This window comes from Actinacidiphila yanglinensis (assembly GCF_900107965.1).
Classification (GTDB): Bacteria; Actinomycetota; Actinomycetes; order Streptomycetales; family Streptomycetaceae; genus Actinacidiphila; species Actinacidiphila yanglinensis.
This window is the reverse complement of record NZ_FNVU01000007.1, coordinates 349799-370899: the sequence shown is the minus strand read 5'-3', so window position 1 is coordinate 370899 and position 21101 is coordinate 349799. Positions and strand designations below refer to the sequence as shown.

Here is a 21101-nt window from a genome sequence, read left to right as displayed (position 1 = left end):
CGGCCCCCATGTTGACCAATCCTTGACCCCACCCAGGTTAACCGGGCGGCGCCCGGACCCGGCGGCCCGGCCGCGTACCGCCACCTCGGGATGGAAGACTGGCCGCATGGCTTACGACGATCTCCGCTCGCTCCTGAGGGCACTGGAGAAGGACGGCGATCTCCGGCGGATCACCGTCGAGGTGGACCCCTACCTGGAGGTCGGCGAGATCACCGACCGGGTGAACAAGGCCGGCGGGCCCGCGCTGCTCTTCGAGAACGTGCGCGGCTCGCTCGCCCCGCTGGCGACCAACGTGTACGGCACCGACCGGCGGCTGCTGAAGGCCCTGGGCCTGACGTCGTACGCGGACATCGGGGAGAAGATCGGCGGGCTGCTCAAACCGGAGCTGCCGCACGGCTTCGTCGGGGTGCGGGAGGCGTTCGGCAAGCTCGCCGGCATGGTGCACGTGCCGCCGAAGAAGGTGAAGGACGGCCCCGTGCAGGAGGTCGTGCTCACCGGCGACGACGTGGACCTGGACCGGCTGCCCGCCCTGTTCACCTGGCCGCAGGACGGCGGCTCCTTCTTCAACCTCGGCCTGACCCACACCAAGGACCCCGAGAGCGGGGTGCGCAACCTCGGCCTGTACCGGCTCCAGCGGCACGACAAGCGCACCATCGGCATGCACTGGCAGATCCACAAGGACAGCCGCAACCACTACCAGGTCGCCCAGCGGCGCGGCGAGCGGCTGCCGGTGGCCATCGCGTTCGGCTGCCCGCCCGCTGTGACATATGCCTCGACCGCGCCACTGCCCGGCGACATCGACGAGTACCTCTTCGCCGGGTTCGTGCAGGGCCGGCGGGTGGAGCTGGTGGACTGCAAGACGGTGCCGCTGCAGGTGCCCGCGCAGGCCGAGGTGGTGCTGGAGGGCTGGCTGGAGCCCGGTCGGACGCTGCCGGAGGGGCCGTTCGGCGACCACACCGGCTTCTACACCCCGCAGGAGCCGTTCCCGGCGCTGACCGTGGACTGCGTGACGATGCGCAAGCGGCCGGTCTTCCAGTCGATCGTGGTCGGCCGGCCGCCGACCGAGGACGGCCCGCTCGGCCGGGCCACCGAGCGGTTCTTCCTGCCGCTGCTGAAGATCATCGTGCCGGACATCGTGGACTACCACCTGCCGGAGGCGGGCGGCTTCCACAACTGCGCGATCGTCTCGATCGACAAGAAGTACCCCAAGCACGCGCAGAAGACGATGCACGCGGTGTGGGGTGCCCACATGATGTCGCTGACCAAGCTGATCGTCGTGGTGGACGCCGACTGCGACGTGCACGACCTGCACGAGGTCGCCTGGCGGGCGTTCGGCAACACCGACTACTCGCGGGACCTCACGGTGGTGGAGGGCCCGGTCGACCACCTCGACCACTCGTCGTACCAGCAGTTCTGGGGAGGGAAGGCCGGTATCGACGCGACCCGTAAGCTGCCCGAGGAGGGTTACACCCGCGACGGAGGCTGGCCGGAGATGGTCGTCTCCGACCCGCGGACGGCGGATCTGGTGAGCAAACGGTGGAGGGAGTACGGATTGTGAGCGACGCACGCGAGGCCGCCGGGCGGCGGCGGGAGACGAAAGCTGCACTCTTGCACCGAGCGAGCTGTGGGGGCACCGCCCAGGCGGTAGCCCTGGGGGAGAACGGAGACAAGGCGTGAGCGCCACGACGCCGGACCTGTTCGAGTCGGAGCCGAGGCCCGACAGCAAAGTACGGGCGTTCCTGCGGCTGGTGATGATCGAGCACTCGGTCTTCGCTTTGCCGTTCGCCTACATCGCGGCGCTGACCGCGATGTTCCGCGACGACCAGACGGTGCACTGGGGCCAACTGCTCCTGGTCACCGTGGCGATGGTGGGCCTGCGGACCTTCGCGATGGCCTGCAACCGGATCATCGACCGGGAGATCGACGCGCGCAACCCGCGCACCGCCAGGCGCGAACTGGTCACCGGCGCGCTGTCGGTGCGCTCGGCGTGGACCGGCGCGCTGGTCGCCGTCGTGGTCTTCCTGGGCGCCGCCGCACTGCTCAACCCGCTGTGCCTGGCGCTGGCCCCGGTCGCGGTGGTGCCGATGGTGGTCTACCCCTACGGCAAGCGGTTCACGAACTTCCCGCACGCGATCCTGGGCCTGGCCCAGGCGATGGGCCCGATCGGCGCCTGGCTGGCGGTGACCGGTTCCTGGGACTGGCACCCGGTCGTGCTGGGGCTGGCGGTCGGCGTGTGGATCGGCGGGTTCGACCTCATCTTCGGCAGCCAGGACGTGGCCGCGGACCGCGCGCACGGCGTGATGTCGGTGCCGGCCCGCTTCGGCGTCCCGGTCGCCCTGTACGGGGCGCGGGCCTGCCACGTGGTCACCACCGCGCTGCTGGTCTGGTACGGCGCCACGACCGGGGCGGGCGGCTTCTGGTGGTTCGGCATGGCGATCGTGGCCGCGGCGTTCCTGTACGAGCACTCGATCGTCAAGCCGCACGACCTCAGCCGGCTGAACCGGGCGTTCTTCACGGTGAACGGCGTCATCGGCATCACGCTGTTCGTCTTCGCGCTCTTCGACCTGATCGCGCGCGGCCTGACCTGGTAGCGGCCTGACCCGGTCGCGGCCGGGCGCCTTGCCGTGCGGGGACACGAGGGAACGGTGCACGGGGAACGGCCCCGGCGGAAGAGTCCGCCGGGGCCGTTCGCGTACGTCGGTGCGTCGAGCACGGCGCGATCAGAAGACCGAGTCGTCCGAACCGCCGTCGCCGCTGTGCAGGTTGCTCGTGATCGCCCCGATCACGTCCTGCGGGTTGAGCGCCACCGCGCCGGCCGGCGCGCTGATCGGCGCGGCGCTGCCCCGGAAGCCCAGGGTCAGCGGCAGCGGGCCGGTCGACTCGCTGTCCAACTGGTGGATGTCGAAGGTGATCGACGCGATGCTGCCGTCCTTGATGGCGACGTCGGCGGTCACCTTCTTGTTGGGCACGCCCTCGGCCTGCTGGAACTTGTCCAGGTCGGACTGCTTCATCCCGGGGATCTGCTTCAGCGCCGGGGTGAGGTCGGTGGCCACGTCCTTCGCGAACTGCTGCGCGGGCACGGTGACCTTGACGTGGTCCGCGCCGCCCTTGCTGCCGCCGTCGGTGAAGGTGGCGTCCTTCGTCAGCGCGGCGCGCAGCCCGGTGACGATCTGGTTCTGCGTCTGCGCGTCGAGCGTCGGGGTGGCCGAGTTGGTGGTGCCACCGCCCTGCGCGGCGAGGGCGCTCTTGACGAACGCGCTCCACACCGTCGGGTCGATGCTGACCCACTTGCCGGTGAGGGCCGCCCCGACCGAGCCGGGCGTGGAGCTCAGGGTGTCCAGGTACTGCTGGTTGAACCCGGCGATGTCGCCCGCGTCGGACTTGTCGGTGTCCAGGCCCTCCAGGCCCTTGATGTCCGCCCGCAGGTAGACCTTCTGGCCGACCGCGCGCACCTCGATCAGCTTCTTGCCGCCGGCACCGTCGGTGGAGAGCACGAAGCCCGCCGAGGAGTCCTTGGTGGCGTCCTTGTCCTTGCCGAAGCTCTTGCCCAGCAGGTCCAGCGACTTCTGCGAGCTGCCGCCGACGGTGAGGTGCAGCGAGGCCAGCAGGTCGGCGTCGGCCTGGGTGAAGCCGTCCTCGTTCTTCATGGCGGAGTAGATCTGGGCGGAGGTGCCGGAGAAGCCCAGGTCGACGGAGATGGTGTTCTGCTTGCCGAGCTTCTGGAAGGCGTCGGAGACCTTCCCCTGCGGCGAGGCGGGGTCGTCCCCACCACACGCTGCGGCCCCGGCGGATATGAGGGCCACCACGGCGGCGGCGGAGAGGCCCTTGCGCATGCTGATGATGACGAACTCCTAGGAAGAAGAAGTGGTGGTGAGCTGACCAGCGGAGCAGAAGCGTAACTGTGCGGGGGCTGTGCCTTCACCGGGGTTGTTCGCGGCGAGTTTCGGGTCGGTTGGTTGCCGGGGTCCGGCAACGCTCAGACCGGGTGGGGCGATTCGCGGGGGCGCACCTCGGCGGGCCGGTCCCGGAACAGGTAGGCCGAGGCCACCCCGCCCACCAGGCCGAAGAGATGGCCCTGCCACGAGACGCCGGAGTGCACCGGCAGCACGCCCCAGAGGATGGAGGTGCCGTAGTACGCCCCGACCAGCAGGCCCACCACGAGGTCGAGCACGCGGCCGTCCACGAAGCCGCGCACCACGAGGTAGGCGAACAGCCCGAAGATCAGGCCGGACGCGCCGGCGGTGTTGCTGTGCGCGGGAGCGAGCGCCCACACCCCGAGCCCGTCGATCACGATGATGGCGAACGCCACCGCCAGGAAGCGGCCGATCCCGCGCAGGGCGGCGATGAAGCCGAGCACCAGCAGCGGAAGGGTGTTGGAGGCCAGGTGCGCGAACCCGAAGTGGGTGAAGGCCGACGGCACGATGTCCGCCAGCTCGCTCGCCCGGCGCGGCTCGATGCCGAAGCCGTCCAGCCGGTGACCGGTCGCCACGTCGGCGATCTCCAGCCCCCACAGCAGCGCCACCCAGGCCAGCATCAGCAGCGCGGCACACGCGGCCCGGTTCGTGACGCGCAGCGGCGCCGGCAGCACCCCCCGGTGACCGGCGCGTGACGCGGTACGTCCGTACGCCACCGAATCCCCCCGATTCCCCCATCGTTCAGTCCTCCCAGTGTGCACGACGCGACCGACATCGGCTGCGGTTCCCGTCACACGGGGCGCGAACGGACCGAATCGCTCGTAGCGTCGGAGAACGGTCCGAAACCGCCCGGGGCCGCGCCTTCCGCAGGTCGCGGCTACGCTCGACCGCGTGGACGACACGGGCACGGATGGGAATGCGGGTGCAAGTGCGGGTGTGGGCGCAAGCGTGTCCGCGGGCCCGGACGGCGGCGGGCGCACCCCGTGGATCGTCGGTGTCTCCGGTGCCTCGGGCACCCCGTACGCGGCGTCCGTGCTGCGGGCGTTGCTGGACGCGGGGGAGAGCGTGGACCTGGTGGTCAGCCGCGCCGCCCGGCTGACCCTGCTCGACGAGACCGGGGCGGCGATCCGGGACGGGCACTGGCGCGAGGACCTGTCGCGGTGGCTGGCCCGCGGCGCGGACGGCCGTCCGGACGCCTTCCGGCCCGGCCCCGACCTGGCGGCCGTCCGGTACTGGTCCGCCGGTGACCTCGCGGCCGGCCCGTCCTCGGGTTCGTATCCGGCCAAGGGCATGCTGATCGTGCCGGCCAGCACCGCGTGCGTGGCCGGGGTGGCGTTGGGCCTGTCCAAGGACCTGCTCCAGCGTGCGGCCGGGGTGACCCTCAAGGAGCGCCGGCCGCTGGTGGTCGCGGTGCGCGAGACCCCGCTCAGCGGTCAGACGCTGCGTCAGCTCACCGCGCTGGACGACGCGGGCGCGGTGGTGCTGCCCGCCTCGCCGGCGTTCTACGCGGGTGGTACCACCGCGCAGGAGCTGGTGGACTTCGTGGCCGGGCGGGTGCTGGACGCCGCCGGGGTGCCGCACCGGCTCTACCGGCGGTGGACCGGGGAACTGGGCGGGGCGGCCCCGGGGGAGCCGGGCGCGGCGGGCGAGGCCGAGCGCCCGGAGTAGGCCGCCGCGGTCCGGAGGCGGGGGACCGGTCGCGGCCGGGCGCCGGCAGCGGGTCGAAGCCTTGGGGGGCCGAGAGGCGGCAATGGAGAGGGCAGGAACCGTTTCATGCCTTAGATTCGTGTCCTGACAGCGCAGTCACCAGGCGAACGGGAGGGTCCAATCCGATGGACGCGGTGGACAGGCAGCTCATCCAGGCGTTGCGCGAGAACGGCCGGGCGTCCTATGCGGAGCTGGGCCGGCTCGTCGGCCTGTCGGGACCGAGCGTCACCGACCGGATCAACCGCCTGGAGCAGGCGGGCGTGATCACCGGTTACCGCGCGACCGTCGCCCCCGCCGCGATGGGGCTGGGGGTGACCGCCCTGGTCGGCCTCCAGCTCTCGGACGCCGCCGACCACGAGGAGGTGGCCCGGCGGCTGTCGGACCTGGGCGAGATCGAGGACTGCTGGTTCATCGCGGGCGACGACTCGTACATGCTCAAGGTGCGGGTCGGCGACGTGGACGGCCTCGAACACACCATCCGCCGGCTGTCCGGCACCAAGGGCGTGGCCAGGACCCGGACCACCATCGTGCTCTCCACCAAGTGGGAGAACCGCGTCGGGCAGCTTCCCGAAGAGGTGTGACGGGGGTCGATCCGGCCCGGGACCAGGGGAGTACCGTCGGGTGGGCCGAGCAGGGCAGCAGGGCCGCAGGCACAACGGGTACGAGGAGAGACGACACACATGGACGCTGGGCTCAAGCGCGAGCTGGAGGAGAAGGTCCACGCCGGTGAACGGCTGACCCGCGAGGACGGGGTCGCGCTCTACGAGTCCGACGACCTCGCGTGGTTGGGCGGCCTCGCCCACGAGGTGCGCACCCGCAAGAACGGCGACGTGGTCCACTTCAACGTCAACCGTCACCTGAACATGACCAACGTGTGCACCGCGTCCTGCGCGTACTGCTCCTTCCAGCGCAAGCCGGGTGAGAAGGACGCGTACACGATGCGGATCGAGGAGGCCGTCCGGCTGGCCAAGGCCATGGAGGGCGACAACCTCACCGAACTGCACATCGTCAACGGCCTGCACCCGACCCTGCCGTGGCGGTACTACCCGCGGTCGCTGAAGGCGCTGAAGGAGGCGCTGCCGCAGGTGTCGCTGAAGGCGTTCACCGCCACCGAGATCCACCACTTCGAGACGATCTCCGGCCTGCCCGCCTCCGAGATCCTGGACGAACTCATCGACGCGGGCCTGGAGTCGCTCACCGGCGGCGGCGCCGAGATCTTCGACTGGGAGGTGCGGCAGCACATCGTCGACCACCGCACCCACTGGGAGGACTGGTCCCGCATCCACCGGCTGGCGCACTCCAAGGGCCTCAAGACCCCGGCGACGATGCTCTACGGCCACATCGAGGAGCCCCGGCACCGCGTCGACCACGTGCTGCGGCTGCGCGAACTCCAGGACGAGACCGGCGGTTTCCAGGTCTTCATCCCGCTGCGCTACCAGCACGACTTCGTGGACATGAAGGACGGCAAGATCCGCAACACCCTCCAGGCCCGCACCACCATGGCCACCGGGGCGGAGGCGCTGAAGACCTTCGCGGTGTCCCGGCTGCTGTTCGACAACGTGCCGCACGTGAAGGTGTTCTGGGTGATGCACGGCCTGTCCACGGCCCAACTCGCCCTCAACCACGGCGCGGACGACATGGACGGCTCGGTCGTCGAGTACAAGATCACCCATGACGCGGACGACTACGGCACGCCCAACAAGCTCACCCGCGACGACATCCTCGACCTGATCCGGGACGCCGGCTTCCGCCCGGTGGAGCGCAACACCCGGTACGAGATCATCCGCGAGTACCCGGGTCCGGACGGGGACCGCCGGGAGTCGCCGCAGCCGATGCGGGTGTGATCCGGCCGACACGAAATCGGTGGGAGCCGGTCGGCGGTAATGGGTAGTCTGCTGTTATGGCGCTTACCTTCCAGCTCGATCCGGTGCTCGACGACGACCTGCGCGCGGGGGTCCTCGCGCTGTGGACGGACGTGACCAACGCGGGTGGCGCGGTCGGCTTCGTGCCGCCCGCCACCGCCGAGGAGATAGCGCCGACCATGGCGGAGTCGATCGGCGCGGTCGAGGCGGGGCGGCGCCGGCTGCTGGTCGGCCGCGACGAGGACGGCCGGATCGCCGCGACCGCGTTCCTCACCTACAACGCGCACCGGCTGATGACCCACTGGATCTGGCTCTACACGGTCATGGTCCACCCGCGCCACCAGGGCAAGGGGTACGGCCGGGACCTCATGGCCGCGGTCGAGCAGGCCGCGCGCGGCCTGGACGGCATCGAGGCGATCCGGCTGACCTGCCGTGGCGGGGTCGGCGTCGAGCGTTTCTACGCCTCCTGCGGATACAAGGAGGTCGGCCGGGTGCCGGGCGCGATCCGGGTCGCCCCCGGCGACGACCGCGACGACATCGTGCTGCTGCTCCCGCTCTGACCCGGGAGCGTCACGCGCCGCGCCCGTCAGGTGCGGCGGTCCCGCGGTTCGCGGCGCCGGCCGGGCCCTTCGGGCGGGGGCGCTCCGAAGGTCCGGATCGCCGCGTGCTTCACTGGACGCATGCTCCGATACACCGCACTGCGCTTCGGCCTCATCGTCGCCAGCTTCGGGGTCATCTGGGGCCTCGTCCGGCTGCACGCCCTGCCGGCCGGGCTCGGTGACTCGAACTACCTGTGGGTCGCCCTGCTCGCCCTGGTCGTCTCGGCGCCGCTGAGCTGGGTGCTGCTGCGCGGCGTTCGCGAGCAGGCCGCCGCCCAGGTCTCCGACCGGGTCGAGCGCACCCGGCTCAACCTCGCGGCCGCCGCCGGCCAGGAGGACGAGGCCGACGACGAGGCCCGCGAGGTCGCCCGCGGCGGGGAGCCGCACACCGTCTGACCGGGCCGGTCCCCGCGACCGCGACCGCGCGCAGACCAAGGGGGGGTGGCGCCAGTGGAGACGCACGGCAAGCGCGCCCCGCGGGTGCCGCGGGCGGTCCGCGAACAGCAGATGCTGGACGCGGCGGTGGCGGTCTTCGCCCGCCGCGGCTACCGCGCCACCTCCATGGACGAGATCGCGGTCGCGGCCGGGGTCAGCAAGCCGCTGGTCTACCTCTACCTCAAGTCCAAGGACGAGTTGTTCGCCGCGTGCGTGCGGCGCGAGGCGGGGGCGCTCAGCGCGGCGGTGCGGGCCGCGGTCGAGACCGGCGCGCCGCCGGACCGCCAGTTGTGGTCCGGGCTGCTCGGGTTCTTCCGGCACACCGCCGAGCACCGTGACGGCTGGACCCTCCTCCACGGGCACGCCCGCAGCAGCGGGGCGCCGTCCGGGGAGGAGGTGGCCGCGATGCGGGTGGAGATCGTCGACTTCGTCACGTCCCTGATCGGGTCCGCCGCGCGGGCAGCGCCGTGCGGGCCGCGGCTTCCCGAGGACGAGGCGAGGGGGCTGGCGCTTGCGTTGGTGGGTGCGGCGGAGTCCCTGGCGGGGTCGTCCCTTGGGGGGCGGGAGGCCGCCGCGACCCTCATGAACTTTGCCTGGGCGGGGCTCGGCAACCTCCTCACCGGAGTCACCTGGGCGCCCTGAGCTGTAGGTGCGGCTTCTCCGAGAAAAGAAGCTCACCAACTCGTTGCGACCCTCTTTTCGCGGAAGGACCCGCACCCACCAGGGGCGCGGGGAACTGCGCGGACAACCACCGCGGACCGCAAGGTCCCGTAGCCGGCAGAACGGGGCAGCCGGGCGGGTCAGGGGCACCCTGAGGAGCCCACGAGGTGGACCTTGTGGAGGGAGCGGAGCTCGAAGCGGGGGCCGTGGGCGGCGAAGGTGACCGTGGAGGGCAGCGGGACCGGCGCGCGGAACTCGGCGCGCACCCTTTCCGTCAGGCCGAGCGCAGCGGCTACGCGGGCCACCGACCACATGCCGTGGACGATCGCGCGGGGGAAGCCGAGCGGGCGGGCCGTCCAGGGGTGGAGGTGGATCGGGTTGTAGTCGCCGGACACGCGGGCATGGCGGCGCCCGAGGTCCGCGGGCAGCCGCCACTCCTCGACCGCGGGAAGCGCGGGAGGCGCGGGAACCTCACGGAGTTCGGGCGCGGCGGGCGCGCCGGGCGGGGACTCGGCGACGGGGTGCCGGGCCAGGTACGTACTGCGGTCGGTCCACCGCGGCAACTCCTCCCCGGGCAGCCGCGCCTCGGTGACGAAGGTCACCTCGGTGCCGCGCCGGTGGGGTCGCAACTCCTCCGCGTGGACGGCGAGTTCGGGCCGGTCCCGAACGGTCAGCGGAAGGTGCGCGGTGATCTCGATCGAGGTGTGCACCAGCCCCATCAGCGGCAGCGGGAACTCCCTGGCCGCCATGATGCGCGCGGCCAGCGGGAATCCGAGGATGTGCGGGTAGGTCAGGGGAAGGAGTTCCGAACCGGGGGAGTAGCCGCACACCTCGGCGTACCGGGCCAGCCGCGCCGGGTCGACGCGGACGCCCGGCGCCGTCAGCCGCAGGTCCGGCAGCACGGCCCCGGCCGAGGGCTTCTTGGCGAGGCCGGTCAGTGCGCCGCGCCCCAGGGTGAGCAGCAGCGGCATCTCACGCCCCCAGCAGGGACTGCCCGCAGACCCGGACGACCTGCCCGGTGACACCGCCGGAGGCCGCCGCCGCGAACCAGGCCACCGTCTCGGCGACGTCCTGCGGAAGGCCGCCCTGGCCGAGGGAGTTCATCCGGCGCCCCGCCTCGCGGATGACCAGCGGCACGGCGGCGGTCATCCGGGTCTCGATGAAGCCGGGGGCGACCGCGTTGACGGTGATGCCGCGCTCACGGACCTCGGCGGAGGCGGCGAGCGCGCGGACGAAGCCGATGATGCCCGCCTTGGACGCGGCGTAGTTGGTCTGGCCGACGTTGCCGGCGATGCCCGCGATGGAGGCGGTACCGACGATCCGCCCGTGCGGCCGGACCGCGCCGGTCTTCAGCAGGTGGTCGGTGACGCGCAGCACGCCGGCGAGGTTGACCTCGATCACCGCGTCCCAGCCCTCGGCGGTCATGTTGGCGAGCTTGCGGTCCCGGGTGATGCCGGCGTTGTGCACGAGGATGTCGAGCCCGCCGGGTACCGCCGCGGCGATCCGCTCGGCGGCGTCGGGTGCGGTGATGTCCAGCGGGAGCGCGGTGCCGCCGATCCGGGTCGCGGTCTCGGTGAGCGCCTCGCCCGCCTGCGGCACGTCCAGGCACACCACGTGCGCGCCGTCCCGGGCGAGCGTGGCCGCGACCGCCGCGCCGATGCCCCGGGCCGCCCCGGTGACCAGGGCGGTACGCGTCGCGGCGGCGCCGTCGGCTCCCCCCGCCCCTTCCGGTTCGACCGCGGCCGGGCCGGTCCTGGGGCCGACCTCGATCACCTGCCCGCTGACGTACGCCGACTTGGGCGAGAGCAGGAACTCCAGGGTCGAGCCGGCCTCGGCGCCGGGCGCGAGCCGGACCAGCTGCACCGTCCTGCCGCGGCCGATCTCCTTGCCGAGCGAGCGGACGAAACCCTCCAACGCCTGCTGGGCGGCCGCCTGGTGGACGTCCGCGGGGTCCGGCGGGGAGCCGAGGACCACCACCCGGCCGCATGCCGCGAGCGACCGTACGAGCGGGTGAAGGCTGTCGCGCACCGCTCGCAGGCCGGCCGGGTCGGTGACGCCGGTCGCGTCCAGCACCACGGCGGCCGGGGCCGGTTCCCCGGGGGCGGAGGGCGGCGCGGTCTCGCCCGCGGCCAACCGCAGCACCGGACCGTCCAGTTCGGGGGTGGTGGCCGACCACCGCCGCAGCGCGGTCGGTTGGGGCAGGCCGAGCCGACGGGTCAGGAAGCGGCCGGGGGCCGTCCCGGAGAGGCGGAGATAGCGGTCGGCCATTGGCCTTCTCCTTACTCTGGAGTAAGTTTACCGCCGGTAAGGCTACTGGTGAGTTGTCGCTCCGGCCAAGAGCCCTCAGGAGTTGCGTATGCATACCGTTCGCCGCGTCGCCGTCATCGCCGGCCACCGCATCCCTTTCGCCCGCTCGGACGGCCCCTACGCCACCGCGTCCAACCAGGACATGCTCACCGCCGCGCTGGACGGGCTCGCCGCGCGCAACGGGCTGACCGGGGAGAAGGTGGGGGAGTTCGCGGCCGGGGCCGTGCTCAAGCACGCCCGCGACTTCAACCTCGCCCGTGAGACCGTGCTCGGCTCGGTGCTCGACCCGGCCACCCCCGCCTACGACATCCAGCAGGCCTGCGGCACCGGCCTCCAAGCGGTCTTCGCGGTCGCCGCCAAGATCGCGCTCGGCGTGATCGACTCCGGCATCGCCGGCGGCGCCGACACCACCAGCGACGCGCCGCTCGGCGTCAACGACGAGTTGCGCCGCGCCCTGCTCGCCGCCCGCCGCGCGAAGTCCACGGCCGGCCGGCTCCGCGCGCTGGCCGGGCTGCGCCCCCGCCACCTCGTGCCCGACGTGCCGCGCAACGCCGAGCCGCGCACCGGCCTGTCGATGGGCGAGCACGCCGCCGTCACCGCCGAGCGCTGGGGCATCACCCGTGCCGCCCAGGACGAGTTGGCCGCGGCCAGCCACCGCAACCTCGCCGCCGCCTACGACCGCGGCTTCTTCGCGCCGCTGCTGAGCCCCTACCGGGGCCTGGACCGCGACCAGAACCTGCGGCCCGACTCCACGCCCGAGAGGCTGGCCCGCCTCAAACCGGTCTACGGCGGCCCCGGCGGGACGATGACCGCGGGCAACTCCACCCCGCTCACCGACGGGGCCGCCGTCGTCCTGCTCGGCTCCGAGGAGTGGGCCGCCGAGCGGGGGCTGACCCCGCTGGCGTACCTGACCGCGTACGAGACGGCGGCGGTCGACTTCGTCTCCGACCGGCCCGACGCCGACGGGCTGCTGATGGCGCCCGCCTACGCCGTACCGCGCATGCTCGACCGGGCCGGGTGCGGGCTGGGCGACTTCGACCTCTACGAGGTGCACGAGGCCTTCGCCTCCCAGGTCCTGGCGACCCTCGCGGCATGGGAGGACAAGGCGTTCTGCGCCGAGCGGCTCGGCCGGTCCGCACCGCTCGGCCCGATCGACCGCTCCCGGCTCAACGTCGCCGGCTCCTCCCTCGCCACCGGGCACCCCTTCGCCGCGACCGGGGCCCGGATCGTGGGAACCCTCGCCCAACTCCTCGCGGAGCGCGGCTCACCCGGGCGGGGCCTGATCTCCGTCTGCGCGGCCGGCGGGCAGGGGGTCACCGCGATCCTCGAACGTCCCTGACGGGTCCGCCCGGACCCCGTGGAGGGCGGCAGCCACCCCAGAGGCGCCGCTCCCGCCCGCCAGGCCGGGGGAGGGACCGCGCGACCGGCCGCCTCGGCCGCAGCCATTCCGGCAAGCTCAACCGCCCTTGATCTCAGGAGCCGCAGGCATGTCAACCGAAACAGGGCAACTGGAGAGTCCGGCGCCGCAGATCGTGGCCGAAGGAGGCCGGGTCGTGCAGGCGGCCGTCCCCCCGCTGGTCGAGCCGCCGCGCAGCGGCAGCCTGGCCGACATCCCGTTCACCAACGCGGCCGAGGCCCCGCGGGAGGTGGTGCTGAGCCGCAAGGACGACGCCGACGGGACCTGGCGCGACGTCACCGCGGAGCGGTTCGCCGCGGAGGTGACCGCGGTCGCGAAGGGGCTGATCGCGGCCGGGCTGAAGCCGGGCGAGCGGCTGGCGATCATGGCACGGACCACCTACGCGTGGACGCTGCTGGACTTCGCGGGGTGGGCCGCGGGCCTGGTCACCGTGCCGATCTACCCGACCTCGTCGGCGTCCCAGACCGCGTGGATCCTCGCCGACTCCGGCGCCGCGGCCTGCGCGGTGGAGAACGTCGAGCAGACCCGGCTGGTCACCGGCCGCCGCGCCGGGCTGCCCGAACTGCGCCACCTGTGGCAGCTGGACGCGGGCGCGATCGCGCAACTCAGCACGGACGGAGCGGAGTTGCCCGACGCGCTGGTCACCTCGCGGCGGCAGGGCCTGGCTCCGGCGAGCACCGCCACGCTGATCTACACCTCGGGAACCACCGGCCGCCCCAAGGGCTGCGTGCTGACCCACGGCAACTTCTTCGCCGAGGTCGACAACGCCACCGAACTGCTGCACCCGGTCTTCAAGTCGGTGAGCACCGAGCCCGCCTCGACCCTGCTGTTCCTGCCGCTGTCGCACGTCTTCGGCCGGATGGTCGCCGTCGGCTGCCTGCGCGCCCGGGTCCGGCTCGGCCACGCGCCCAGCATCGCCACCGACGACCTGCTCGCGGACCTGGCCGGCTTCCGGCCGACCTTCCTGCTGGCCATCCCCTACGTGCTGGAGAAGGTCTACAACACCGGCCGGGCCACCGCGGAGAAGATGGGCCGCGCCGCCTCCTTCGACCGCGCCGCCGCGATCGCGCAGCGCTACGGCCAGGCGCTGGTCGCCCGTCAGACCGGCACCGGCCCCGGCCCCTCGCTGGGCCTGCGGCTGGCACACGCCCTCTACGACCCGCTGGTCTACCGGCGGATCAGGGCCGCGCTCGGCGGCAAGGTCCGGTACGCGATCTGCGGCGGTTCCCCGCTGGGCAAGAGGCTGGCGGCCTTCTACGCGGGGGCCGGGGTGATGATCTTCGAGGGGTACGGCCTGACCGAGACCACCGCGGCCGCCACCGTCACGCCGCCGCTGGCGCCCCGGCTGGGCACCGTCGGCCGGCCGCTGCCGGGCACCGCGGTACGGATCGCCGACGACGGGGAGGTGCTGCTGCGCGGCGGGCAGGTCTTCCGCGGCTACTGGAACGACCCGAGCGGGGTGCCGCAGGTGGAGGGCTGGTTCCCGACCGGTGACATCGGCGAGTTGGACGCGGACGGGTACCTCAGCATCACCGGCCGCAAGAAGGAGATCCTGATCACCGCGGGCGGCAAGAACGTGGCACCGGCGCCCCTGGAGGACCGGCTGCGGGCCCACCCCCTGGTCGGCCAGTGCATGGTGGTCGGCGACAACCGGCCGTTCGTGACCGCGCTGCTCACCCTGGAGGCGGACGGCCTCAAGCACTGGCAGCGGATGCGCCACAAGGAGGACCTGCGGATCGCGCAGCTGGTCACCGATCCCGATCTGCTCGCGGAGTTGCAGAAGGCCGTCGACGACGCGAACTCCACGGTGTCCCGGGCGGAATCCATCCGCGCCTTCCGGGTGCTCCCGGTCGATTTCACCGAGGAGAGCGGCCACCTCACCCCGTCGATGAAACTCCGCCGGTCCGCGGTCGCCACGGACTTCACCGAGGACATCGAATCCCTCTACCCCCGCCGCTGACCTGCCCACTCTTGCCCGGCATTGCCCGACGATGCCCAATAGCGTCCAACGGTGCCCGAATACACCCGCCGAACCCGCAGTTGCCCCGAATGCAGTCGGCGAGCCCACGGTTTGCCCGTTGCAGCCGTCGAGCCGAAGGGCGGAGGCGGGACGGCGGCAAGAAAGAGGACAAAAAGAGGCAGGGGCCCCGCGCAGTGCGGGGCCCCTTGGTACTGCAGGTTCTGGGCGCGATCGCGCCGCTGTCCGTCCGACTAGTGGAGAACTAGTTCGGGGTGACGTTCTCCGCCTGGGGGCCCTTCGGACCCTGGGTGACGTCGAAGGTCACCGGCTGGTTCTCCTCGAGGGAGCGGAAGCCGGTCGCGTTGATCGCGGAGTAGTGAACGAAGACATCCGGGCCGCCGCCGTCCTGGGCGATGAAGCCGAAGCCCTTTTCAGCGTTGAACCACTTCACGGTTCCGGTAGCCATAAAGCCCTCCTTGGGCCCAAAGGGTTGCCCTGCTCCAGAACCTGCAACTGCGAAGTCTGAAAACTACAAAAGCCTGCGGGTTACATGATCCGCAGGCTTTAGTACTGCAAGGAAACCAAACTGCAACTTGCGTCGAGCCTAGCATGGGGGGTCTGGCGCAGGGAAGGGTTGCAAGATCCTTCTTACGGCTCGCCGGGCCACCCCCGCACAGGGCCGTGGTGACCCAGGAGTAGCGTCCGCCATATGGACACAACCGCGCGTGAAAGCGACAGCGACCCGGTCCGCCCCAGGGTCGGCCACATCCAGTTCCTGAACTGCCTCCCGCTCTACTGGGGCCTGGCCAGGACCGGCGCACTGCTCGACGTGGAGCTGACCAAGGACACCCCGGAGAAGCTCAGCGCCCAGCTCGTGGCGGGTGATCTGGACATCGCCCCGATCACCCTCATGGAGTACCTCAAGCACGCCGACCAGCTCGTGGCGCTGCCCGACATCGCGGTGGGCTGCGACGGCCCCGTGATGTCGTGCGTGATCGTCAGCCAGCTCCCGCTGGACCGGCTGGACGGCCAGCGGGTGGCCCTGGGCTCCACCAGCCGCACCTCGGTCCGCCTCGCGGAGCTGCTGCTCACCGAGCGTTACGGCGTGACCCCGGACTACTACCGCTGCCCGCCGGACCTGTCGCTGATGATGCAGGAGGCCCAGGCGGCGGTGCTGATCGGCGACGCCGCGCTGCGCGCCTCCCTGCACGACGCGCCCCGGCTCGGCCTCGCCGTCCACGACCTCGGGCAGATGTGGAAGGACTGGACCGGGATGCCGTTCGTCTTCGCGGTCTGGGCGGCCCGGCGGGACTACCTCGCCGCGCACCCCGGCGCGGTGCGCGACGTGCACGCCGCCTTCCTCGCCTCCCGCGACCTGTCCCTCGAGGAGGTCGACAAGGTGGCCGAGCAGGCGTCGCGCTGGGAAGCGTTCGACCGGGACGTGCTGCGGCGCTACTTCACCACCCTGGACTTCTCGCTCGGCACCTCCCAGCAGTCCGGGATCGCGGAGTTCGCCCGCCGGGTCGGCTTCCCGTCCGGCGCGGGCGTGGAGTTGCTGCCGAGCGCCTGACCGGTCCGGCCTGCCGGGGGAGGGGCATCGCGTGCTCGTCGACGCGCTCACCGCGTTCCCGGCCGCGCCGCAGGAGAAGCGGCGCGCGCCGGCCCCGCGCCCGGTCGACGGGGTGGGCGCCGAACGGCCGGCCGCCGTCCTGCGGTTCACCGCCGTGCGGGGAGCCCTCTGGCGCGGCCGGCGGATCGTCGTCGACCCGCCGGTCCCCTGCGGCGGTCCGGCGGGTGAGCGGGGGACCGGGGGACCCGGGGCGGGGGGTCCGGGAGCCGGGCAGGTGGCGGCGAGCGGGGCCGGCACGCCGCCCGCGGGCGGCGCCCTCAGAGCGGCCCGGACCGCTGGCGTAGGCTGACCGGGTCCGATCCCGAACCCTCTGAAGGGCCTGCCACGGTGACTTCTCCGACCGACCTCGCAGCCGTCCTCGACCGCGCCGCCGCAGGGGGCAGGATCACCGCGGAGGAAGCGCTCGACGTCTACCGCTCCGCCCCGCTGCACGCGCTCGGCGCGGCGGCCGACGCGGTGCGCCGCCGCCGGTTCGCGGGCACCGAGCACATCGCGACGTACATCATCGAGCGCAACATCAACTACACGAACGTGTGCGTGACCGCGTGCAAGTTCTGCGCGTTCTACGCGGCGCCCAAGGACACGGAGAAGGGCTGGAGCCGCGGCCTGGACGACATCCTGCGCCGGTGCGCGGAGACCGTCGAACTCGGCGGCACCCAGATCATGTTCCAGGGCGGCCACCACCCCGACTACGGCGTGGAGTACTACGAGGAGCACTTCGCCGCGATCAAGCGGGAGTTCCCGCAGCTGGTGATCCACTCGCTCGGCGCGTCCGAGGTGGACCACATGGCGCGGATCTCCGGGGTGAGCGCGGAGGAGGCGATCCGCCGGATCCACGCCGCCGGGCTCGACTCCTTCGCCGGGGCCGGCGCCGAAATGCTGCCGGAGCGCCCGCGCAAGGCGATCGCGCCGCTGAAGGAGTCCGGCGAGCGGTGGCTGGAGATCATGGAGACCGCGCACCGGCTCGGCGTCGAGTCCACCACCACCATGCTGATGGGGACCGGCGAGACCAACGCGGAGCGGATCGAGCACCTGCGGATGATCCGCGACGTGCAGGACCGCACCGGCGGGTTCCGGGCGTTCATCCCGTACACCTACCAGCCGGAGAACAACCATCTGAAGGGCCAGACGCAGGCAACCCTCTTCGAGTACCTGCGGATGATCGCGATCGCGCGGCTCTTCCTCGACAACGTCGCCCACATCCAGGGGTCCTGGCTGACCACCGGCAAGGAGGTCGGCCAACTCTCCCTGCACTACGGGGCGGATGACCTCGGCTCGGTCATGCTGGAGGAGAACGTGGTGTCCTCCGCCGGGGCGAAGCACCGCTCGAACCGGATGGAGCTGATCCACCTCATCCGCTCGGCCGGACGCGTCCCGGCGCAGCGCGCGACGACGTACGAGCACCTCGTCGTGCACGACGACCCGGCGAACGACCCGGTCGACGACCACGTGGTCTCGCACCTGTCCTCGACCGCGATCGAGGGCGGCACCGCGCACCCCGAACTGAAGCTCCTCGCGGAGCGTTAGCGGCCGGGCCCCTGGGGGACGGACCCGGGTCCGGCGCTAGGGTGAGCACGTGACCCGCGCATCCCTGGAGAAGCAGCCGAAGGACGTCGCCGCGATGTTCGACGGCGTCGCGGAGAAGTACGACCTCACCAACGACGTGCTGTCGCTGGGCCAGACACGGCTGTGGCGGCGGGCCGTCGGGCAGGCGCTGGACGTGCGGCCGGGCGAGCGGGTGCTCGACCTGGGGGCGGGGACGGCGACGTCGTCGCTGCCGTTCGCCGCCGCGGGCGCGGAGGTCGTGCCGTGCGACTTCTCGCTCGGCATGCTGCGGGAGGGCAAGAAGCGCCATCCCGAACTCCCGCTCACCGCGGGGGACGCGACCCGGCTGCCGTTCGCCGACGGGGTGTTCGACGCGGTGACGATCTCCTTCGCGCTGCGCAACGTGCAGGACACCGACGCGGCGCTGCGCGAGATGCGGCGGGTGACCAGGCCCGGCGGGCGGCTGGTGATCTGCGAGTTCAGCCATCCCACGTACCGGCCGTTCCGCACGGTGTACACGGAGTACCTGATGCGCGCGCTGCCCCCGGTGGCGACGAAGGTGAGCAGCAATCCCGACGCGTACGTCTACCTCGCCGAGTCGATCCGGGCCTGGCCCGACCAGCAGGCGCTGGGCCGGCGGTTGAAGGACGCGGGCTGGGTGCGGGTCGCCTGGCGGAATCTCACCGGTGGGATCGTCGCGCTGCACCGCGGTACGAACCCGTAGGCCGGGGCCCCGTCCCGGAACTCCCGGCGCGGCGGCCGGAACCACGGAGTGACGTATTCCGGGTGATCGGTGCCGGTCGGGGCCATAAGCTGCGGTGTCCGCGGGGGGACAGCAGCCCCGCCATCCGACGGAGTTGACGATGCCGTTCTGTCCCGCCTGCGGGAACCAGGTCGCCGAGGCGGAAGGCATCCGCTTCTGCCCGCGCTGCGGCCGCGACCTGACCTCGCCCGCTCTTCCCGGGCAGGCGCCTGCGCCGACCCAGGCAGGCGGGGCGTTGCCGCCCCCTCCTCCTCCGCCGCCTCCCACCGACGCGCCGCCGTCGGTGCACGCCGCCCCGACCGCGCACGTGCCGACCGCACTGCCGCCGCCGGGCCAACCCGTCTACGGGCCGGCCCAACCGGGGTACGGGCCGGGCTATCCGCCGCCCGGGCCGGTCGCGCCCGGGCCCGGCGCGGTGTTCGTGCGACGGGTGTTCACCGGCCGCTGGGAGGCGCCGCTGCTGGTCGCGCTCGGACCGGCACTGACCATACTCGTGGCGGGCCTCGCGATCGCGGGTGCCGCGGGCGCCGCACTGCCCGGCGGCACGATCGGGATGGCCACGCGGACCCGGGCGGCCCTCGCGGTGCTCGTCCAGGGACTCGGCGGCAACCTCAAGCAGACCACGACCGTCACCACCGACGAGGACTTCACCGACCCGAGCGACGACGGCGACAACGGGGACGAGTTCTCCGACGGCGGCAGTGACGGCTCGGACGGCGGGGACGAGTTCCCCGACGGCGGCAGTGACGGCAGCGACGGCGGGTTCGACTTCTCCGACGGCGGGAGCGACGGCAGCGACGGCGGGTTCGACTTCTCCGACGGCGGGAGCGACGGCAGCGACGGCGGGGACTTCTCCGACGGCGGCAGTGACGGCTCGGACGGCGGGGACTTCTCCGACGGGGGCAGCGACGGCTCGGACGGCGGGGACCTCTCCGACGGCGGCACCGACGGCTCCGACGGGATCGACTTCTCCGACGGCGGCAGCGACATCGGGTACACCGCCAGCGGCAGCGGCGCCCACTCGCTCACCTACCACTGGACGCTGTCCGTCCTGCCGTGGACGGTCACGCTGGTGTGGGTGCTGGCACTGGTGCTCGGCCTGCGTGTGATGCGCAGGCGGCAGCAGTCCGCGGTGGCCGCGGCAGCCGCCGCGGGCGCCACCGACGACGGCACCGCGTTCGGCGCGGGCGCGCTCGGCGCCGGGGCGAAGGCCGAGAGCGCTGCCGCGGCCGTCCGGGTCGCGCTGCTCGCCGCCGCCGCGGCCCTCGCGCTCGGTTTCGCCGCCGAGCCGAAGATCGGCCCCGCGCACTTCACCACCGCGCCCTTCCTGGCCGCGCTGTGGACCTTCGTGCTCAGCCTGGTGACGGCCCTGCTGGTGCTGTGCCGCCCGTCGTTGCTGGAGTGGCTGGCCGCAAGGCCGGGCGCCGCGGCCGCCTACCGGGTGCTCGCCACCACCGCGACAGCCTTGCTGGCCACCCTCCTCATCGCCGGGGCCACCGTCTTCGTCATCGCCCTCGCCCACTACGACGACCTCACCGGCTGGGGCGTGGCCGCGGCCGGTCTGCTGCTGCTCAATCTCGGCGTGTCCGGGCTGGGTCTCGGCTGGGGGGCACCGTTCCGGGTCGGCGTCAGCGCCAGCGGCAGCGAGGACAGCTCCCACCACGTGTCGTTCGGCCTGGGCGACCTCAACCACGTCTGGGGCGGCTGGTCGGTGACCGGGGTGGTCGCGGGCGCGCTCTGCTGCGCGCTGCTGATCGGGGTGCTCGCGGTCCGGCGCTGCCGCACCAGGCCGGAGCAGTTCGCGGTGGCCGGCCTGTTCACGGTGCTGCTGGTGATCCTGGCCGCGGTCAGCGGCGGGCACACCGGCGGCGACGAGCGGCTGCCCGGGGTGCTGTCCCACCTCTCGGTCGGCACGGAGGTGCCCGAACTGCTGGGCCTGAGTCTGCTGTGGACCTTCGGCGGGGTGCTGGTCGCCCCGTACGTGTGGCGGTTGTTCGGCGGCCAGGTGCCGCCCCCGGCCGGCGTCGCACCGTACGCCACCGGCCCCGGCGCCCCGTCGCCGTACGGCACGGGGACCCGCGGCGGTGCGACCTACGGCGGTACGTACGGCGCCGCCGTGCCGCCCCAACCCGGCCCGCCCGCGGGGGCGTACGGGCCGGCGCAGCCGCCCGGGCCGCCGGCGCCGGCCGAGCCGACCGTGCACGACCTGGGCGTCGTGGAGCCGGACCGGCTGCGCAAGCAGCCGCCCGAGCACCGCTGAGCCGGTCGCCCTCCCGAGAGCCGCCGCTCCACTCGGAGCGGC

Annotated in this window: 19 protein-coding genes; 14 read left to right on the top strand and 5 right to left on the bottom strand. The window is 72.7% G+C overall.

Annotation, left to right across the window (positions count from 1 at the left end; translation table 11 throughout):
• Positions 1-106 precede the first annotated feature (106 nt).
• Positions 107-1558, top strand: coding sequence for a menaquinone biosynthesis decarboxylase (locus tag C4U44_RS19135; protein WP_103887044.1), 1452 nt, complete (start codon positions 107-109; stop codon positions 1556-1558).
• A 115-nt stretch (positions 1559-1673) separates the two neighbouring features.
• Positions 1674-2591: a menaquinone biosynthesis prenyltransferase MqnP gene (gene mqnP / locus C4U44_RS19130; RefSeq protein WP_103887043.1), complete on the top strand. Its 918-nt coding sequence runs from the start codon at positions 1674-1676 to the stop codon at positions 2589-2591.
• A gap of 129 nt (positions 2592-2720) precedes the next feature.
• Here the strand turns inward: mqnP and C4U44_RS19125 are convergent, their stop codons facing one another.
• Positions 2721-3833: a hypothetical protein gene (locus C4U44_RS19125; protein WP_103887042.1), complete on the bottom strand. Its 1113-nt coding sequence runs from the start codon at positions 3831-3833 to the stop codon at positions 2721-2723.
• Between the two features lie 143 nt (positions 3834-3976).
• Positions 3977-4534 (bottom strand): rhomboid family intramembrane serine protease, encoded by a 558-nt coding sequence (locus tag C4U44_RS19120; RefSeq protein ID WP_103887118.1) that lies wholly within the window; start codon positions 4532-4534, stop codon positions 3977-3979.
• Between the two features lie 316 nt (positions 4535-4850).
• On the opposite strand from C4U44_RS19120, the gene C4U44_RS19115 reads away from it, so the two are divergent.
• From C4U44_RS19115 to C4U44_RS19090, 6 genes are all read left to right on the top strand, one after another.
• Positions 4851-5582, top strand: a complete 732-nt coding sequence (locus C4U44_RS19115) for a UbiX family flavin prenyltransferase (RefSeq protein WP_235032180.1) — start codon at positions 4851-4853, stop codon at positions 5580-5582.
• A 164-nt stretch (positions 5583-5746) separates the two neighbouring features.
• Positions 5747-6202, top strand: a complete 456-nt coding sequence (locus C4U44_RS19110) for an Lrp/AsnC family transcriptional regulator (protein ID WP_103887041.1) — start codon at positions 5747-5749, stop codon at positions 6200-6202.
• 99 nt (positions 6203-6301) lie between these two features.
• Positions 6302-7465, top strand: coding sequence for an aminofutalosine synthase MqnE (gene mqnE, locus C4U44_RS19105; RefSeq protein ID WP_103887040.1), 1164 nt, complete (start codon positions 6302-6304; stop codon positions 7463-7465).
• 56 nt (positions 7466-7521) lie between these two features.
• Positions 7522-8043, top strand: a complete 522-nt coding sequence (locus tag C4U44_RS19100; protein ID WP_103887039.1) for a GNAT family N-acetyltransferase — start codon at positions 7522-7524, stop codon at positions 8041-8043.
• A 120-nt stretch (positions 8044-8163) separates the two neighbouring features.
• On the top strand, positions 8164-8478 hold the full coding sequence (locus C4U44_RS19095) for a DUF4229 domain-containing protein (protein WP_103887038.1): 315 nt from the start codon (positions 8164-8166) through the stop codon (positions 8476-8478).
• A 111-nt stretch (positions 8479-8589) separates the two neighbouring features.
• The gene (locus C4U44_RS19090; protein ID WP_103887116.1) at positions 8590-9159 is read left to right on the top strand and encodes a TetR/AcrR family transcriptional regulator; all 570 of its coding nucleotides are present in this window, start codon (positions 8590-8592) and stop codon (positions 9157-9159) included.
• Between the two features lie 158 nt (positions 9160-9317).
• On the opposite strand, the gene C4U44_RS19085 is transcribed toward C4U44_RS19090, so the two are convergent.
• Together C4U44_RS19085 and C4U44_RS19080 are read right to left on the bottom strand one after the other, a co-directional pair.
• Positions 9318-10148, bottom strand: coding sequence for a MaoC family dehydratase (locus C4U44_RS19085; protein ID WP_103887037.1), 831 nt, complete (start codon positions 10146-10148; stop codon positions 9318-9320).
• A 1-nt stretch (position 10149) separates the two neighbouring features.
• On the bottom strand, positions 10150-11445 hold the full coding sequence (locus tag C4U44_RS19080; protein WP_103887036.1) for a 3-oxoacyl-ACP reductase: 1296 nt from the start codon (positions 11443-11445) through the stop codon (positions 10150-10152).
• An 88-nt stretch (positions 11446-11533) separates the two neighbouring features.
• Here C4U44_RS19080 and C4U44_RS19075 point away from each other — a divergent pair, with 88 nt between their 5' ends.
• Complete coding sequence (locus tag C4U44_RS19075; RefSeq protein ID WP_103887035.1) at positions 11534-12823, top strand: acetyl-CoA C-acetyltransferase; 1290 nt, start codon at positions 11534-11536, stop codon at positions 12821-12823.
• A gap of 148 nt (positions 12824-12971) precedes the next feature.
• Positions 12972-14861: an AMP-dependent synthetase/ligase gene (locus C4U44_RS19070; RefSeq protein WP_103887034.1), complete on the top strand. Its 1890-nt coding sequence runs from the start codon at positions 12972-12974 to the stop codon at positions 14859-14861.
• Positions 14862-15123: 262 nt separating this feature from the next.
• On the opposite strand, the gene C4U44_RS19065 is transcribed toward C4U44_RS19070, so the two are convergent.
• Complete coding sequence (locus C4U44_RS19065; protein ID WP_103887033.1) at positions 15124-15327, bottom strand: cold-shock protein; 204 nt, start codon at positions 15325-15327, stop codon at positions 15124-15126.
• A gap of 243 nt (positions 15328-15570) precedes the next feature.
• Here C4U44_RS19065 and C4U44_RS19060 point away from each other — a divergent pair, with 243 nt between their 5' ends.
• The 4 genes from C4U44_RS19060 to C4U44_RS19040 all read left to right on the top strand — a co-directional run bounded on the left by C4U44_RS19060 (position 15571) and on the right by C4U44_RS19040 (position 21059).
• Complete coding sequence (locus C4U44_RS19060) at positions 15571-16431, top strand: menaquinone biosynthetic enzyme MqnA/MqnD family protein (protein ID WP_103887032.1); 861 nt, start codon at positions 15571-15573, stop codon at positions 16429-16431.
• Positions 16432-16818: 387 nt separating this feature from the next.
• Positions 16819-18018: a cyclic dehypoxanthinyl futalosine synthase gene (mqnC, locus tag C4U44_RS19050; protein ID WP_103887030.1), complete on the top strand. Its 1200-nt coding sequence runs from the start codon at positions 16819-16821 to the stop codon at positions 18016-18018.
• A 49-nt stretch (positions 18019-18067) separates the two neighbouring features.
• Positions 18068-18760, top strand: a complete 693-nt coding sequence (locus tag C4U44_RS19045) for a demethylmenaquinone methyltransferase (protein ID WP_103887029.1) — start codon at positions 18068-18070, stop codon at positions 18758-18760.
• Between the two features lie 139 nt (positions 18761-18899).
• Complete coding sequence (locus C4U44_RS19040; protein WP_146088291.1) at positions 18900-21059, top strand: zinc ribbon domain-containing protein; 2160 nt, start codon at positions 18900-18902, stop codon at positions 21057-21059.
• Positions 21060-21101 lie beyond the last annotated feature (42 nt).